This window comes from Shewanella halotolerans (assembly GCF_019457535.1).
GTDB lineage: Bacteria > Pseudomonadota > Gammaproteobacteria > Enterobacterales > Shewanellaceae > Shewanella > Shewanella halotolerans.
The window spans coordinates 1,434,608-1,451,616 of the sequence record NZ_CP080417.1; the positions used below are offsets into that span (position 1 = coordinate 1,434,608).

Here is a 17,009-nt window from a genome sequence, read left to right on the forward strand (position 1 = left end):
ATGGCCCGCATCGACCGATTTTCTTATGTTGCTCAATCTATGTGTTTTTATCGTGCTGTCTACATCTTTGTTTGTGCTTAGGCTTCTTCGATGCAGATGGCGATATCGCTCACCTCGTAGATCCGCAGGCCATCCTTACTCAGGCTGGCATTGCCGGTGATCACCAGTTTGCCTGCGTCCTCTTTGACCGAGGTGATGCTCACATCCATCGACATCTGTTTGTTCAGTGGGTTGATCTGACCGCGATACTTCCACTTGATGTTGGAGAGGATCTGGCCAAATTTCGGATTGGTGAACCCGGCGCCCAAGTCTTTGCTGATGGCATAAGTCTGCATGGTTTCTATGATGGCTTCAACGCCTAATGAGCCCGGCATCACAGGATCCTGATGGAAGTGGAACTGAAAGAACCAGTCGCTCGGATCTATGGTGCGCTCGGCGTAGAGGTAGCCCAGGCCGTGGGTGCCACCGTTATCGACGATCTCGACGCTGTCGATAAAGTTCAGCTGACCGCCCGCCAGGCGGTAGTGGGGCTGGCCCGCCGGTGCGTTGAAGTGACGATTCTGTTTGTCCAGCAGGTTGACCTTGATATCTGGTGTTATCCCCTTGGCCTGATGCCAAGGCTGAGTGACCTTACCATTGTCTAATCCCAGCTGATCTTTAAGCGCCTCGGCCTTGAAATAACCGAATACAGCTGTGCCACGATAGAAGGGTTCACCATCTGTGCTCAGCTCGAAGCTAAAGCTCTGAATGATGTTGGTGCCCGCCATCACGGTTGAGAGCAGGCGCGAGTCGTTGACGATCGTCTTGCCGCGAAGATCCACCTGACGCAGCAGTTCGCCACTACCGTCTAAGTTGCGGAAGAAGAGCTCGAGACCAGGGAAACCGAGTGTGGTGCCCATGTAGCCCGAGATAAAGCCGTTTGGCTGCAGGGCGATCTCCATCATCACAGAGTAGGGCATCAGCGCCTGATGGCTGTTGGCATCGAAATACCAGGCATTCTTGGGGACCTCATATTCGGCAATACAGCTGGCAGGGTGCTTGAAGTCGCCGCGCTGGCCGTTAACCTCTATCACCCGGGTGGTGAGCTGCAGATCACCACAAGGAGTGCGCGGCGGGATCATGCCGCGGTAGATGGCAAACTCTGGGCCGAAGCACTTCTCGATATCGCCGGTGGCGAATTCGAACAGATGATAGGGCGTAAAAGGCACAGTGTCGGGTACCCGGTTAGGGTAATCTGGCGTGACTGGCGCCTCCACGTGCGTCAGCGGGATCACCCCCTTGTTAGGCGCAGCGCTGAGCTCGGGGATCTGAGCCATTAGCGGTGCGTTGGCTGATGCACCTTGAACCTTTTTGGCTTGTGCCGCCTCGGTTGGCTTTTCGTTGGTAGATTTAGTATCGAGATCTGGATAGCGGGTGCACTCAGATTCCTCTTTGATCATGACCCCTAGGTTTTGGAAGTCGACCACCACCTTGCCATTTAGCAAAATATCGATATTCGCCTTGGCGTAAGGGCGCGGGCTGAAGCCTATCTCGGTCACCTCCATGCGGTAGGTGAGGCGGGCCGATTGCGGGATCACCTGGCCGCGACAACGCACCTTCTGCGAGGCATTCTCCAGAGGCTGGAAACGACCATTTTGGGTCTGGGTGTGCATGCCAAGGTGCAGCATGTAGAACTGTAGCAACTGGCCACAACCCTCGGCCATGAGGGAGCCGGCCATCACCTGATCGTCCTTGAAGTGGCAAGGGAAATACCAGTGGTTTGGCTCTAGCTGCTTATGGCCTTCTACCAGGCCAAGGCCCCAGGCGCCGCCGTTTCTCTCTACCTTGCTGACCTCTTCGATCATCAAGAACTTCTCCGAGGCGAAGCAGAGTGAGGGTTGTGCCGGGCCTGCGTGGGATGGACCGAAACAGCCTTGAATATCGGCCGACAACAGCTTGTGGATGTCGCCATAGCTGAATTGGGTGCGCGGACAGTCCAGGAGTGGATTAAAGGTCTGCTTGGTGGCGCGGCTGCGAGCCAGCAGCTCCTCTTCGGTGCGGATCACCCCTTTACCGTCGGCCAGTTCGGCGTCGGTGAAGAAACCGGCGCAGCCGCCATCCATCTTGAGGATCATGGTATCGCCGACGAAACATTCGTAGGAGAAGAAGAACAGCAGGGTATCGCCATTGCGGGCGAAGTTGTTGATCTTAATCTCATACCTTAGGGTATCGCCACCGCGGGGGAGATCCCCTAAGAAGGTGAGGGTACAGTCAAGCAGGCGATAGACTCGCTCGCCCTTGTTCTCAAAGTCTATGCCCAGGTAGCTAATTAGCATGAGGTCGCACTGGCCCGATTCCACTGCGACCGCCCAGGGGATCTGACCGTCCACCAGGTAGGGGGCGTCGACGGGAATGTCGTATTCCGTGGTCATGGTGCTGGGCTTATATTCGCCCAGTTTGGCGTCCAGCTTGGTGACCCTGGATACCAGCAGATAGTCAGTGGTCGGCAGGCGCACACGGCGTGAATAACTGTCGATGACGTCATACTCTGGGCCGAATACTTTGGCAATATCCCCCTCGGCGTATTCCACCAGATCATGATAGTCCCAGATGCAGGGCTTATGGGCTGGAACTGGCGCGCGGTAGGGCGCGACCAGATCATGCCTTGGCCTGAGTGGCATTTGGGTGACGCTTGAGGCCGCAGCTGACGCCGATGGGCTACCTATGGCTTGGGCCAGTTGCTGCTTAAGCAGCAGGTCGGCCACTTTCAGGCCTGATTCACGGCTCTTGAGGAAAGCGAGATGGGCCTGACGGGCCTTTTGTTGATTGTCATGAAAGGCGCTGAGATCAGGGTTGCTGATCGGTGAGCCTGGTGGCTGAGCTGAATGCTGGGTCATAGTGGGTAAGTTACCTGTTGCATCGTCTGTCATCGACGGCGTGGCAAACTGTGATTCTTGAGTCGTGTTCGAATTAACTTGGCCTAAATAGCTTATAAGCTTGGCCACTTTTTTCGGTTTAGTCTGAACTTGTCCATTGGCCGCGGCCAACTTGTCTTGCAGCGCTGACAGTTGCGTCAGCGGCTGGGTCAGTATGTGGTCTATGATGCCGCGTCCACCCAGGGTGACCCGCTTGATCAGGCTACGCCCCTCATGGGTGGTGAGATCCTGGTCTAGCCTTTGGGTCAGCGCGCTGCGTTGGGCATGAGTTTGAGTAAGGTGCACCAAGGCGCTCTGATCTTCGCTGAAGTTGGCGACCAGGGCATTGTCCGCGTTTTCTTGTGTCATGCGCAGCAGTGTGGCGATAAGGCTGGTCATGCCGGCGGCGGCAAAGCTGTGGCCCAGTTGTTGGTCGCTCTGCACCAGACGAGCCTGCGCCGTAGGCAGCTCTGCTATCAGCTGTTGGGGCTGATGCAGGCTGCAAGGCGCCACATTCATCTCGACCAGTGAGATCTGATCGGCATCTGTGCCATTGAGGGTCAATAGCTCATCGCACAGGCGCGCTAATTGATGCTGAGGCCCAAAATTGAGGCTCTCTATCTTGCCATAGGCGCTAGCGCCACGCTGGCTTTGGTGGGATGAGGTTTCCAGCACCAGGGCGCCGGCGCCTTCCGCCAGTCGCCAGCCGTTTGGATGGCTTTGACTGGCCACGGGGGCGATAGCATTTTTCAGCATCACCTGCTCCAGGCTGCCACAGAGATCGACCGCGGCGATCACCACGGCATCAAGCTGCTCCTGCACCATGATATTTTCCGCCACATCCAGGGCGCGGCCTACTGATTGCTCGCCAGCGGAGATGGTGAAGGCCGGACCGCTGAAGTCCCACAGGGAGGCGATACGCGAGGCCATGATGTTGCCGATAAAGCTGGTGTATTGGTTTAGCTTGGCGGCGTCGAGCACGCTGTCCATAGCCAGGGCCTCAAGCTCGCGATACTGGCTGTCGATCAGGCTGGCGCCCATGGCATCCAGACTCTGTTTGAGCTGAGTGTGCAGGTTTACCCGGCCGCGGAACTGGTGCAGTTCCAGCTCTGTCTCCATAGCGACCAAGACGGCCACTTTTTGCCCTGGCTGTAACGCTGCGTCGCGTATGGCTTCGTCGGCGACTTTCATCAGCATCAGCTGTTGGCCGATAAGGCGATCGTCTTCATTGGGGGGGAGTTTAAAGCGCAGAAAATCCAGCTCGAAGCTATCTACATAGGCGCCTTGGGGGGCCGAGTTCAGGCCAAATTGCGCTAGCAGTTCTGGGTGCTGATCTAACCCTTTCCAGCGCGCTGGTGGCAGGGGCACAAAGGCCTCTTGTTCTTGGCGAATACAGGTGTCGAGTGCGTTAATGCTGCCAAGTGGGCCAAGATGCGCCGCAATACCACTGATCACAAATTGCGGTGTCGAGCCATTGTGACAAGGCGCAGTTAACTGCGGCGATGTCGCTGTGGTTGAAGGCTCGCACTCTGTGGGTGTATAGGATTCTAACAACAGATGGGCATTACAGCCGCCGAAGCCAAATACCGACACCCCGGCCAGGCGCGTTTGATTATCGACCTTGACCGGCCAAGGCGTCACTTGACTGGGTAGGGTATGAGCGCCAAATAGGCCGTTTGGCGATTCGATGGCCTCACTGAGGTTGATGCTTGGGGGCAGCTGGCCCTGATTCATGGCAAAGATCATCTTCATGATCCCTGGCATGCCCGCGGCGGTCAGCAGGTGGCCAAGGTTAGACTTGGCAGAGCCTATCATGGGCGCGCTTGCACCTTGGAGCCTAGGGGCAAAAAATTGCTCCATGGAGGCCAGTTCTACCTTGTCTCCCAGCGGAGTGCCCGTGGCGTGGCATTCGATCACTTCGATATGTTTAGGATCGACGCCACTGTGGCGATAGGCACGCTCGAAGGCCTTGATCTGCCCCTTACTGTTGGGGCTGAGTACAAACTGGCCCTTGCCGTCGTTAGACAGGCCGATGCCGCTGACGATGGCGTAGATCTTATCATTATCACGCACGGCGTCTTCGAGGCGTTTGAGTGCCAGTACCCCGGCGCCTTCTCCGGCAAACAGCCCCTTGGTATTGCGATCGAAGGGGGCCGAGAAGCCATGCTCTGGGTAGGCGTGGAAGATGGAGAAGCCCATGTTGATGAAGAAGGGATCTGCGCCGGAGACGGCGCCTGCCAACATGAGATCGGCCTTGCCTGTGTTGAGATAGTCACAGGCCAGTTTCAGCGAATAGACAGAGCTGGCGCAGGCGGCATCCAGGCTAAGTTGAACGCGCCCAAGGCCAAGGGCATCGGCCACTAGCTTAGAGGCGTTGTGGGCGATGGCACCATTGGCAACGTCTAAGGTGTTGGCTGCGGGTCGATGGGCGTTATAGTCGCTCAGGCTGAAGTCTGGGCAGGCCAGCTTCTGCTTAAGGGCTTTTTCTACCGCCTTATGGTAGAGGGGCAGAAACAACTCATTCGATTTTGCCGTAGGGAAAGAGAGGGTGCCCATGATGATGCCGCAGCGCGATAGCTGAGGAGAATCCAGGGCAATGCCCGCATCGAGCAGGGCATTGCGACTGGTGTCCAGCGCCCACAGCAGGCTATCGTCCATCCCCTTAAGTTGTTCGGGCGGCAGTTTATAGCCATAGGGATTAAAGTGAAAATCTTCAATATACCCGCCCTTGTCGCAGTAGAAGCGATCGGCCTCGCCCTGCTCGCCACGATAGTCGGCTAAGTGGGCGCCGAGCTTGTCATCGCTGAGTTGGGTGCGAGAGTCGCGTTTGTCGAGCAGGTTTTGCCAAAACTGCTTAGGGGTCTTTGCGTCCGGGTAGAGGTTTGCCAGACCCACGATGGCAATCTTGCCATGACCTCGGGTCTTTTGGGGCACTTGTTTGGCAGAAGGCGCTTCATTTGAAGGCATTAGACTTCCTCTTGAAATAGGGGATTGGCGAGCGGTGGCTCATCTTGAGCGCTGCACTGTTGCAGCTTAGCCAGTTCACGCTTGAGTCCAAGTTGCAGCACAGTGAGGCTGACGGGAACTCTGTGGCTGATCAGTGTGCCCAAGGCTTTGAGCAGGGTGATCGCCTCGTTTGCGCCGCGGGCATTGACCGGCACGCTGACGTGGGGTGTCTCGCTGGCTTTTAGAATTTTATCTATCAGGGTGCAGTTTTGTCTGTCGGCACCGACCTCGACAAATAGCGCAGCGCCCTGATGGGTTGCGCTCTGGATGAGCGACTCAAAATCGAGGCGATGACAGAAGGTCTTGGCTATCGAGGTAGCGATAGCTTCGGCGCTCAGGACCTGAGTCTCGTTGACGGCGCCATCTTGGCCATCGATGAGGCTGGCGGCGCTGATAAATTTGACCGGATGCTCGGCGGCCTCGGCCATGATCGCCTGATGATAGAAGGCCTGCACCTGCGACTGCAGGCTTAAGGCTGGTGGCGTGTGCATGGCAGTCACGCGATTAGCGGCTATGCCACGCTTACCCAGTTCCTGTAACAGGGCCTGGCAACTGGCCTGACAGCCAGCGATCACGCAGGTATCCCCCTGGGTGATGGCAAGATAGGCTCTGGGGTAACGCTCCAGCAAAGGCTGAATATCATCGCCTTGGCATCGCACCAGAAAACTGTTCCATTCGAGAGGGTCGTTCTCTGACAGTTGCCAGTGACGACGAACCGCCTTGAGCGGACCTGAGATCTCCTCGGTAAACAGCGGATCGCTCAGGGTCTTATCGATCAAGCTATGGGGATCTTGCCACACATCCAGGCTGGCCCACATGGCGGCTTCACCCATGGAGTAACCCAGGGCAAAGTGCGGCTGCACTGCAAATTCATCCACCAGGAGCTTGGTCAGCAGGTAGCTGGCGCCCACACCGGCAATGGCCATCTTGCTTAGAGGCATCTGCTGAGAGTCGGCCTTCTCTTCTTGGTAGATCATATCGGCCTGCAGCATCGCCTTGAGATCTCCTTGCTGCTGCAAGCGGCTAAACAGGGCCGGAAAGTAGCTGTGCAGTTCATGCAGCATATCTGGGTAGATGGTGCCAACGCCGGGATAAACGAAGGCCAGCTTGGCCTGACCCAGCGGCGCGGCGCTGAAATAGCTACCCGATGGCGTGCGGTATTCCCCTTTCTCCTTACAGACCTTGGCCAGCGCCTGGCTCATGGCGGTGATCTCCTGCCCAAGCGCCTCGATACTTATGGCCTGTAGACAGATCACAAAACGTGTCGGGCCGCTGGTGACAAAGGCATCGAGATTTTGCTGCATCAGCTCAATGATCGCCATCTCCCGCGCTAAGGGCTCGGTCTGAGATAAGGCGAGCTTATCCAAGGCCGCCGCCAGGGCCCAGAGCCCTTGGTTGAGCGCGGCTTCACTGCTACCGGGTAGCAGAAAGAACAGCTGGCTGGCCGACAGTAGCGAACGCGCCTTGAGTCGACCTGTGCCTTGTGTCAGCACCATGGCCAGATGAGTTTGCGCTATCCTTTGCTGAGGCTGGGTATTCTCCAGGGTAAGCGTCGCTACTCGCCCTTGATAGGGCTCGGTAAACCAATAGTGACGCCGACTCTCTGAACGCCTAATGGTTCGCTGTGCAATATCAGCGATCAGGCGACACAAGGCGTCGAAGCCCTTGTTCATGTCATTGATATGCACTCTGCACTGAACACTATCCGGTTGGCGTTTGGCCTGTGCCAGCGCGCCTTGCAGTGCACTGCTCTGGTTTTGACCATATTGCAGCGCCGCCAGATGGGCATGAGGGTGCAGCTTGTGCTGCGCCGCCTTGAGCGCTGGCATCATTAGCAATGTTTGCTGGGCGCCTTGCAGGCAAACCAGATCGCCTGTGGTGACCCAGCTCACTGCCTGCTCTAGCGTCTGAGTCAGCTTATTCTCAGTAAGGTCTGTCTCAGTTTGATCAACTTGCAGCTCTCGAACGGGCTGATTGGCTAAGGTGTCGGGCAAGGCGGCATCTTTTGGCAACAGCAAGAGGGCGACCCGCAGTGAAGTAGCGCCTTCGCTGTTCGCGTTAGCATTGCTTACCTTTTGGCCAAACTCCTGGGTCACTGCGTCGCCTCCTCGTTGGCCGTTTCACCGCGCGCGCCGTGTGGCACGAAGGCGGCATTGAGGGTTGAGCTGATGGTGTTCCTGGCTCCTTTCATCAGGGCGCTCAGGCGGCCATCTTGGTGGTAAAGCGCCACATCGGCCGTCAGGCTTCTGCGATTGCTCTTGACCACGTTCAGCTCGATATAGCCGGTTTCGCCGCCGTGCATCGGCTGCACACTGATGAACTCGTCGATGGCCGATGGCAGACTGGCCGCCCCATAGCTGAGCCTTGCCCAGACCAACATGGCTTGGAGCAAGAGATCTTCGGCAAAAGGCTGACAGCCTGCGCTGCTTAGGCTAGGTACAAACTCGCCGCAGTCGGCTTCGCGCACCTGGGGCAGGCTAACAGAGGCAATAAGCCCCTGCTCATCGAACCTCAATACCTTATCCAATCCCTGCAGTCTTGGCCCATGAAACAGGGTGCCGTCACTGTAGAGCGTGCTGGCATCGGTGACCGCCTCGCCATTGTACTGCCCCTCGAAGGCCTTGATTGGCACCGAGCTGTCCTCGCTATCCATCAAACCAAGGCTCGCCTGGTACTGCGGCCGTCCCTCGCTGCTGATTGAGGCCTGAATGGCCGTGAGGCTATCGCCTGTATATTCAGGGGTTAGCGTAAGCACTAAGGTTTGCGGCGCTTCGGTGTCGAAAATAATGCCTTTGAGCAGCTTATAGCTGCGCACCTTTACCGGAGCGCCAATGTGCGCCCGAGCGGCTTCACGCATCCATTGGATAGCACAAACCGTCGGTAATACCGGGTTACCGCCGATCACATGGTCTGAGACAAAGGCCATGGCCGCGGGCGTTAACTGGCGCGTCAAGGTGACAGGCGGCAGCGGATGCTGTGCGACGTGCACCTCATCCGCATCAGGCTTTTTTACTGAGCTTGCCTCATCGGCTTTAGCTGTGTTGCCTTGCATATCACTGCCTACCAGCAGCTGCGCGCCACTTGGGCTTAGCAACTTGGTGGCAAACAGCTCGGCACCCGCCTGCAGTGGGATCACATAGACGCCGCGATCGACAAACATCTTCTTCAGCGCAGGATTGACCATGCCGCCATCCCAAGGGCCCCAGTTAAAGCTCATCACCTTGGTCTGCTCGTTTAGCTGAGTCAGTTGCAGTGCCGCCTTGTTGAGGATCTCGTTCGCCATGGCGTAGTCACTCTGGCCTGTGTTGCCATAGAAACCTGCCGCCGAAGAGAAGAGGGCAACCAGTTTAAGCTGGGTCATATCAAGTACAGATAGCAGGGCTTGCAAGCCTCTGACCTTAGTGCCATAAACACGCGCTAGCTCGTCGAGCTGCTTGTCTTGAATATGCTTATCGGCCAATACACCTGCGCCGTGGATAAGGCCAGTGATAGGGCTTATCTGGGTGATGATCCCCAGCGCATGGGTGATAGACTCGCTGTTGGTCACATCCATGGCGAGATATTCGGCCGATGCACCTACCGCCTCGAAGGCTTTCAGGGCGGCGTCAATCTCAAGGCTGCTCTTGATCGGCCAGATTAAGGCATCTATCTGCTTAGGCGTTGGCTTGTCACCGCTAGCCATAATATGGGCGATAGCAGCCTGCTTGAGTTGATCGACAGACTTACCTTGTGCCCAGCTTGGTCTTTCTGTCGCCGAGAGATGTTGGCTGCGACCTGCTAGGATAAAGTGCGACTGGCAGCGCTTGGCCAGCGCTAAGGCACATTTGAAGGTCACCCCTTTTGCACCCCCGGTCACCAGTATTTTATCTGAGCTATCTAGCTGGGATTCTGCGGTTTTTATCGCCGCTTCACCCGGCTGTAGCCGATTACGGCACAGTTTGCCGCCGGCATCGACACTGATACCGACCTCGTTAAGATCGCTGTCGCTGTCCATGAGCTCCGCGAGTAGGGTATCGCCCAGCTGAGCGGCGCTCATCGTTGGGGCGAGATCCAGCGCGCGGCAGAACACCTCAGGCCACTCGTGGCTTAGTGTCTTAGTCAGGCCAGACAGTGCTGCCTGATTGAGCTCACTCTTGGCCAGCAGTTCAGGTGATAGGTAGCCGAAACCGCCATCGATACGGCTGACGCTGAAGAAACAGCGGCGTCCAGTTTGTTGACTCAGTTGACCATGCAGGTGCTTAGCCCATAAAAAGGCTGAGCTGAGATGGTTAAAGCCTGTCTCGGTTAGCGAAAGCGCTGGCGTGGCCTCACAGTCAGCCATGGGCTGCAGGTGAACAAAACCTGTGATAGCGCCATGCTCGGCCAGGATCTCAGCCATGCTCTCTTGAATGTCGGCTTCGCTTAACCCTTTTGGCTGCACGCTAGACACGGCGCTGCTCAGCGGTGACTGTGGCATCCCCTGAGGAAGTCGCACCACCACGACATTGAGTCCTTTGTTGCTGAGTTTCTCGGCCAGTACCCCGGCATTGTGACCATCATCTTGGATCACCAGGGTAGCATTGGCGGCGAAACCCTCGGCATCTGGCTTCGCCGCTTCAAGCTTTTTTAGCGCCACCTCGCTGTGAGGCGGTAACTCGACTAAAGGTTGGGCGGAGATGGCTTGCACCTGGGGAACCGTAGCGCTCTCATCTTGCTTGCCCGTCGTTTCTGCCATAGCGCCCGCGGCAGCTTGTTGACCATGAGAGCCTGCGGCGGCTTGTTGAACAGGAGCGCCTGCGGCCGGCAGCTTGCTATTCATGTAAGCGACGATTTCACCCAGGGTGCGGCACTCGGCCAGATCTTCTGGGTTGAGATCCGGGAGTCCCGGTAGCTCATCCTGCACTGTGCCTAAGATCTCGACCCGTTTAATTGAGTCGATACCAAGGTCGGCTTCCATATCCATCTCAAGGGCCAGCATTTCAGTTGGGTAGCCCGTTTTATCGGCTACCACGCTCAGCATGGTCTGCTGCACCTGTGTTGATGACAGGCTATCAGTCGCATCAGAGCTTTGAACCTCTGGGCTGACTGTTGCGCCTGCGGCTGGCTGTTGGCTATTCATAGCGCCTGCGGCGGGCAGCTTGCTATTCATATATGCAACGATCTCTCCCAGGGTGCGGCACTCGGCCAGATCTTCTGGGCTGAGGTCAGGCAGTCCTGGCAGTTCGTCTTGAACCGTGCCTAAGATCTCCACCCGCTTGATAGAATCGATGCCAAGGTCAGCTTCCATATCCATCTCGAGGGCAAGCATCTCGGTTGGGTAACCTGTCTTATCGGCCACCACGCTCAGCATGGTCTGCTGCACCTGTGTTGATGACAAGCCCGCTTGAGTTTGTGCTGTCGGTTGTTGGCTGGTCATAGCGCCTGCGGCTTGCTGAACATGAGCGCCTGCGGCTTGTTGACTATGAGCATCTGCGGCGGGCAGCTTGCTGTTCATATAGCTAACAATTTCACCCAGGGTGCGGCACTCGGCCAGATCTTCCGGGCTAAGGTCAGGCAGTCCTGGCAGTTCGTCTTGAACCGTGCCTAAGATCTCCACCCGCTTGATAGAGTCGATGCCTAGGTCGGCTTCCATATCCATCTCGAGGGCCAGCATCTCCGTTGGGTAACCTGTCTTATCGGCCACCACGCTCAGCATGGTTTCTTGGACTTGTGTCGATGACAAGCCTGTGGCGGCTTGTTGAATTGCGCCAGCGGCGGTTTCTGAAATGTGAGTGCCAGCGGCGGGGAGCTTGCTGTTCATGTAGGCGACGATCTCACCCAGGGTGCGGCACTCGGCCAGATCTTCTGGGCTGAGTTCAGGCAGTCCTGGCAGCTCATCCTGCACTGTGCCTAAGATCTCGACGCGCTTGATAGAATCGATGCCAAGGTCGGCTTCCATGTCCATCTCAAGGGCGAGCATCTCGGTTGGGTAACCTGTCTTATCGGCCACCACGTTCAGCATGGTTTCTTGGACTTGCGTCGATGACAAGCCTGTACCGGCTTGTTGAATTGCGCCCGCGGCGGTTTCTGAAATGTGAGCGCCTGCGACGGACAGTTTACTGTTCATATAGTCGACGATTTCACCTAGGGTGCGGCACTCGGCCAGATCTTCTGGGCTGAGTTCGGGTAGGTTTGGCAGCTCATCTTGTACTGTGCCTAAGATCTCCACCCGCTTGATAGAATCGATGCCAAGGTCGGCTTCCATATCCATCTCAAGGGCCAACATCTCGGTTGGGTAACCTGTCTTATCGGCTACAACGTTTAGCATGGTCTGCTGCACCTGTTCACTGCCCAGGTTAACACTTGGCGCCATGCTCACTGGCTCAATGGCAGGTGATTGCGCAGGTGCCATTGGCTGAGGGGCGATAGGCTGCACAGTTTGCTGCACCTTTGCAGGTGTAGCCACTGGCGGATTAACCGTCGCTTGTACCTGAGGTGCTGGCGTAACTGCTGGCGCGGCCGCGGGCACAGTGGCTTTTACTGGGTTTGGCGCCGGAGTCGATGCTGGCGTGAATGCAACCTGGCTAGGCGTGCTCGCCTGCTCAGCCACAGCTCCTTGGCTGAGCAGGCTTAAGGCGCTTTGATGGCTTTGGGCCTGCAGCTCAAGGAACTGGGTATGGCTCTGTAGTGTCTGGGCCTGGTGCTGGTGGAACTGCTCCATTGAACGTTGCAGACTCTCAGGGATCGCCACACCAGCGGCTGCCATTTGAGCTTGCGCCGTCATCAGCTGAGTGAAGGTGTCACCATATTGCTGAGGAATGGCGAGGAACTGCTGATGCAGTTGGGCCGTTTGTTGCTGCGCCGCGAAGAATTGGCTCAGGGCATCGCCATTGCCAGCTTGTAGCTGACTGCTTGCTTGGGTGTGGCTCTCGACGGCTGTATGGGCTGGAGAGACCTGCTGTGCTGGGACTGATTTTTCCACTATCTTCTCTACTTCTACAATTTTTTCCACTTCGACCAGTTTTTCCACTTCCACGATCTTCTCTTCAATCAGGGTATTGGAAGAGATGGTGCCTGCATTGAGGGACTTTTCCATCTTGGCTTTGGTCGCCGGACTAATATAGTTGGTCGCGTTGAGGGTGATGTTCATTGGCGATGCTGGCTCAATCGGCGCCGGCTCGGCGCAATAGGGATCCAGTTGCTCGAGCGCTATGCCGTTGACGGCCAGCTGAATCGCCGCCTGGCGAAGTTGCAGGTCGCTGTCGCCCTTAGGGTTAGGGTTTATGCTGATGGTACTTATGGAGTCAAGCTGCTCGCTCAAGGTACCCTCGACCAATTTTTGTAGAATATTCTTAGGGCCAAATTCGACAAATATCCGCGCGCCATCGTCATACATCGCCTTTAACTGCTCGCTAAAGCGCACCGATTGCAGCATGTGCTGCTTAAACTCACTCTTGATGGTCTTGGCGACATTGGCATAGCGACCACCGCTGGCATTGGCATACACAGGGCGCTGCGGCTTAGTAAACTTCACCTTATCGATCGCCTTGGCAAAAGGTGCCTGTGCATGGCCCACGAGTGGGGTGTGGAAAGCGCCGGAAACTGGCAGGGCAATCGCCTTAAAGCCGAGTTCGCTCAGGGCGCTGGCAGCTTGCGCCGTGGCCTGGGTTGGACCTGCGATGACCAGTTGAGTCGGTGCGTTGTAGTTGGCTACCTTAACCCCCTCAAAGGCGGTAAGGGTTGATTCCAGTCGAGTCAGATCTTCGGCGGTTTTGGTGATGATGGCATACATGGCACCGCGATCGGCACCCTCGGCACTCTCGACACTTGGGCTGGCCATGGCATCGCCACGGGCAAATGTCAGCTGGTAGTAGTCTTCCAGGCTGATCACGCCGCCAGCGCACAGGGCGCTAAGTTCACCAAAGCTATGACCGGCGACCATATCGGCTTCAAAGCCCGCGGCGCTCAGCAGAGCATATTGCCCCATGGAGATGGCGCCGATGGCGCTCTGGGCATTAGCGGTATTGGTCAGTAGTGCCTCTTGTGCCTTGCGCTCCTCAGTCGTGAAGACTGGCACCGGGTACACAAGTTGCGACAACGGCGTCTTATCCTGGCTGGCAAACACCTTGTCTGCCATTACAAATTGCTCGCGCATCTCAGGGAAGTGGCAGGCAAGCTCAAGCCCCATATTAAGGTATTGGGCCCCTTGACCGGCAAACAGGGCGGCAACCTTAGCCTCTGTTGGCGCGGCGCTGCGGTAATATACGCCTCCCGGTAGTGACCATTGCGCCTGGTCATCGCCTTGTAATTTGGCCTCGGCCTGACTCAATAGTTTATTGAGTTCATCTCTGTTTCGTGCAACCAGACCCAGTCGCGGCGCATCGGCCGTCAGGGCGCGCAGCGGGTGTTGCTTGGCCAGGATTTCCAGAGACTCACTTGCGTTTGTCGTTAACAGCTGGCGCAGGTTTTTGAGCAGGTCAGCCTTATCGGCGCCGCTGATCAGCAAGCTTTGAGGCACGGCGCGCTGGCGGAATTGGGTCAGCTTGCCCTGATCTCGGCTATGTTCGCGCTGGTACTCTTCGAGCACAAAGTGGAAGTTGGTGCCACCAAAACCGAAAGAGCTGATCCCGGCGCGGCGTGGCGTGCCATCGGGACGCGGCAGCCAAGGGCGGGTCTCGGTATTGAGATAGAAGGGTGACTGCTCAATATTTAGCTTAGGGTTAGGCAGATTCACATTGATAGTGGGCGGTAACACCTTGTGGTGTAGCGCCAGCGCCGCCTTGATAAGGCCAGCGGTACCCGCGGTGGACTTAGTGTGACCTATCTGAGATTTTACTGACCCCAGGGCAATATGTTGTTTGCTGTCGCTGCCTTCGCTAAACACAGAGGTCAGGCCGTTAAATTCGGCCACATCGCCGGCGGCGGTACCAGTGCCGTGAGCCTCCACAAGGCCCAGGGTGTGCGGCGCAAATCCCGCATCATCATAGGCGCGTTTCAGTGCCTTGGCCTGGCCTTCTGGGCGCGGCGCATAGATAGATTTAAACTTACCGTCCGATGAGGCGCCAACGCCTTTGATCACCGCATAGATGCGATCGCCGTCACGCTCGGCATCTTCCAGACGCTTAAGCGCCACCATGCCAATCCCTTCGCCTATCATCATTCCTTTTGAATCGACATCAAATGGTTGCACGGTTTCGTTGGTGGTAAAGGCGGGGGTCTTGGAGAAACTCATGTACATAGAGGGTGAGTTATCTGTGCAGACGCCGCCGGTGATCATCATCTCAGAGCGGCCTTCTACGAGTTCGCTGAGCGCCATACGCATGGCGGCCAGAGAGCCGGCGCAGGCAGCGTCGACGACGCAGTTCATGCCGCCTAAGTCGAAGCGGTTAGCGATACGTCCGGCGATCACATTACCCAGCGAGCCGGGGAAAGAGTTCTCTTCCCAGTGGATATATTGATCCTGGAACTTCTTTATCAGCATCTCGCTGTCGGCGTCGCTGATGCCGCTGTGTTTAAACACCTTCTTGAGCACAGGATATTGCAATCTGGCGTTGAGGCTGTGGCTGATCTTTTGACCACCGCCCACCCCTAAGGTGATACCTATCTTGTTTCTGTCATAGTCGCCAGGCAGATTAGCGTCGGCGAGCACCTCTTTGGCCACAATGAGAGACAACAGCTGCGAGGTGTCGGTGAGCTCCAAAATGTTGGGCGGCAGACCAAACTCCATAGGGTTGAAGTTAACCTCAGGCATGAAACCACCGCGTTTACAGTAGCTCTTATCGGGCGTGGATTTATTGGCATCATAGTAATCTTCTGCCTGCCAGTGGGTGTCTGGCACCTCGGTAATGGCATCTATCTTGTCGCAGATAATATCCCAAAATTTGTTGAGATAGCGCGAGTTGGCAAAGATGCTGGCCATGCCAACAATGGCAACGGGCATATCTTTGAGACGCTTATTGAGTCGCTTGTCTTCGCTGTGCGTCGAGCTTGTTGTATCGGTTTGGCTCATTATGAGTCTCCGTTAACCACCTGAAGCTCAGGTGTTTGAATGTCAGCGCCGGGTGTTAGCTGTGCCATGGTGGCACCGGGGAAGCGCTGTAAAAATGTGTGGTAGTTGCGCACCAATAACTTACGCAGATGAAAGGGGCCAAAGCGCAGTACATGGGTAATGTAGCGCTTGGTGGCCTGGGTATTACCGTCTTGATAGATATCTAAGTAGATCCAGTCACTATGGGGATCTATGCCCAGCAATACAGAATTTGGTTGTGCGTCTGTGAGCTGAGGCGGTAGCGTGAGCGAGGCCACCTGCAGCACGCTATCGCCATCTGCCTGGGGCAGGGCTAAGGTGCGAGCCAGTGTCTCTGGGTTTAAGGTATAGGTGACTATGTCGCTGCCCTGGGCGATAGGCAGCTGGTTAAAATAGTGATCGGGCACCTGAGGTGGCTCGATATTGCCGATGCGCGATACGCCGTAGCGTTTGAGGCAGCGGGCGAGCCCTGAACGTGACACATTGGGGTTGATAAACTCCTGAGTCACCTTCAGCAGTCTGTCCAGCGGCATCTTAAGCTGGTAGCGCAGCCCCACGACCACATACTCCTGCATAGGGGTCAGTGTAGTGTTGAGATGGTGGGGCGTGTTGGGTGTGTCGTTAATCGAGTCACGCCTGCGCCATTTACGCACCGTCGCCTCGCTGATGTTGAGCACCTTTGCCAGCAGACTCACAGGCAGATCTGAGTCCTGAATAAAGCGCCTCATCTCAGGCGTGGTGGTGGCATTCTTGTGCCTATATTCACTGGCGCTGAGTTTTCGCGCCGCGGTTTGCGTGTCCCGGTGCTGCGTCTTGTGGTTAGGCTTTTCGCGCATAGATATTATCGGTTTCCATCAATAATCTACTGGGACAAATCATAAAATGGCCGCTGCTACCGAGGATGAATTCCCCTAGGTATTTTCACCTCTGGCCGTTTGTTCTATCGCTAATAGAGCAGCAGACTACAGTAGCTTGAGGGCCAATACAATCACCTGGGACTTAAAAGTCTTCGGCACCGGCCATTTTAGCTTACATATGTTCGCTGTTTGTGACAGGCGTTAGCTAAATTAACCCTGTGAGTTAAAGCGTGATCTCGATCAAAAGCAAGGCAGGTTGACAGGCCT

General features: G+C 56.4%; 4 protein-coding genes. All 4 read right to left on the bottom strand.

Annotation, left to right across the window (positions count from 1 at the left end; all coding sequences use genetic code 11):
- Positions 1-77 precede the first annotated feature (77 nt).
- From K0H81_RS06290 to K0H81_RS06305, 4 genes are read right to left on the bottom strand one after another with little or no spacing between them, the layout of a single operon-like run.
- Complete coding sequence (locus K0H81_RS06290; protein ID WP_220060273.1) at positions 78-5,861, bottom strand: hotdog fold thioesterase; 5,784 nt, start codon at positions 5,859-5,861, stop codon at positions 78-80.
- Positions 5,861-7,996: a PfaB family protein gene (locus tag K0H81_RS06295; protein ID WP_220060274.1), complete on the bottom strand. Its 2,136-nt coding sequence runs from the start codon at positions 7,994-7,996 to the stop codon at positions 5,861-5,863. The genes K0H81_RS06290 and K0H81_RS06295 overlap by 1 nt, the downstream gene beginning before the upstream one ends.
- Complete coding sequence (locus K0H81_RS06300) at positions 7,993-15,867, bottom strand: type I polyketide synthase (protein WP_220060275.1); 7,875 nt, start codon at positions 15,865-15,867, stop codon at positions 7,993-7,995. Before K0H81_RS06300 ends, K0H81_RS06295 begins: the two co-directional genes overlap by 4 nt.
- Positions 15,867-16,721, bottom strand: coding sequence for a transcriptional regulator (locus K0H81_RS06305; protein ID WP_220060276.1), 855 nt, complete (start codon positions 16,719-16,721; stop codon positions 15,867-15,869). The genes K0H81_RS06300 and K0H81_RS06305 overlap by 1 nt, the downstream gene beginning before the upstream one ends.
- Positions 16,722-17,009 lie beyond the last annotated feature (288 nt).

What these genes read in the sequence shown, in the direction of transcription:
- K0H81_RS06290 (WP_220060273.1), bottom strand. Translation starts at nt 5,861, where the DNA reads ATGCCTTCAAATGAAGCGCCTTCTGCCAAACAAGTGCCCCAAAAGACC.
- K0H81_RS06300 (WP_220060275.1), bottom strand. Translation starts at nt 15,867, where the DNA reads ATGAGCCAAACCGATACAACAAGCTCGACGCACAGCGAAGACAAGCGA.
- K0H81_RS06305 (WP_220060276.1), bottom strand. Translation starts at nt 16,721, where the DNA reads ATGCGCGAAAAGCCTAACCACAAGACGCAGCACCGGGACACGCAAACC.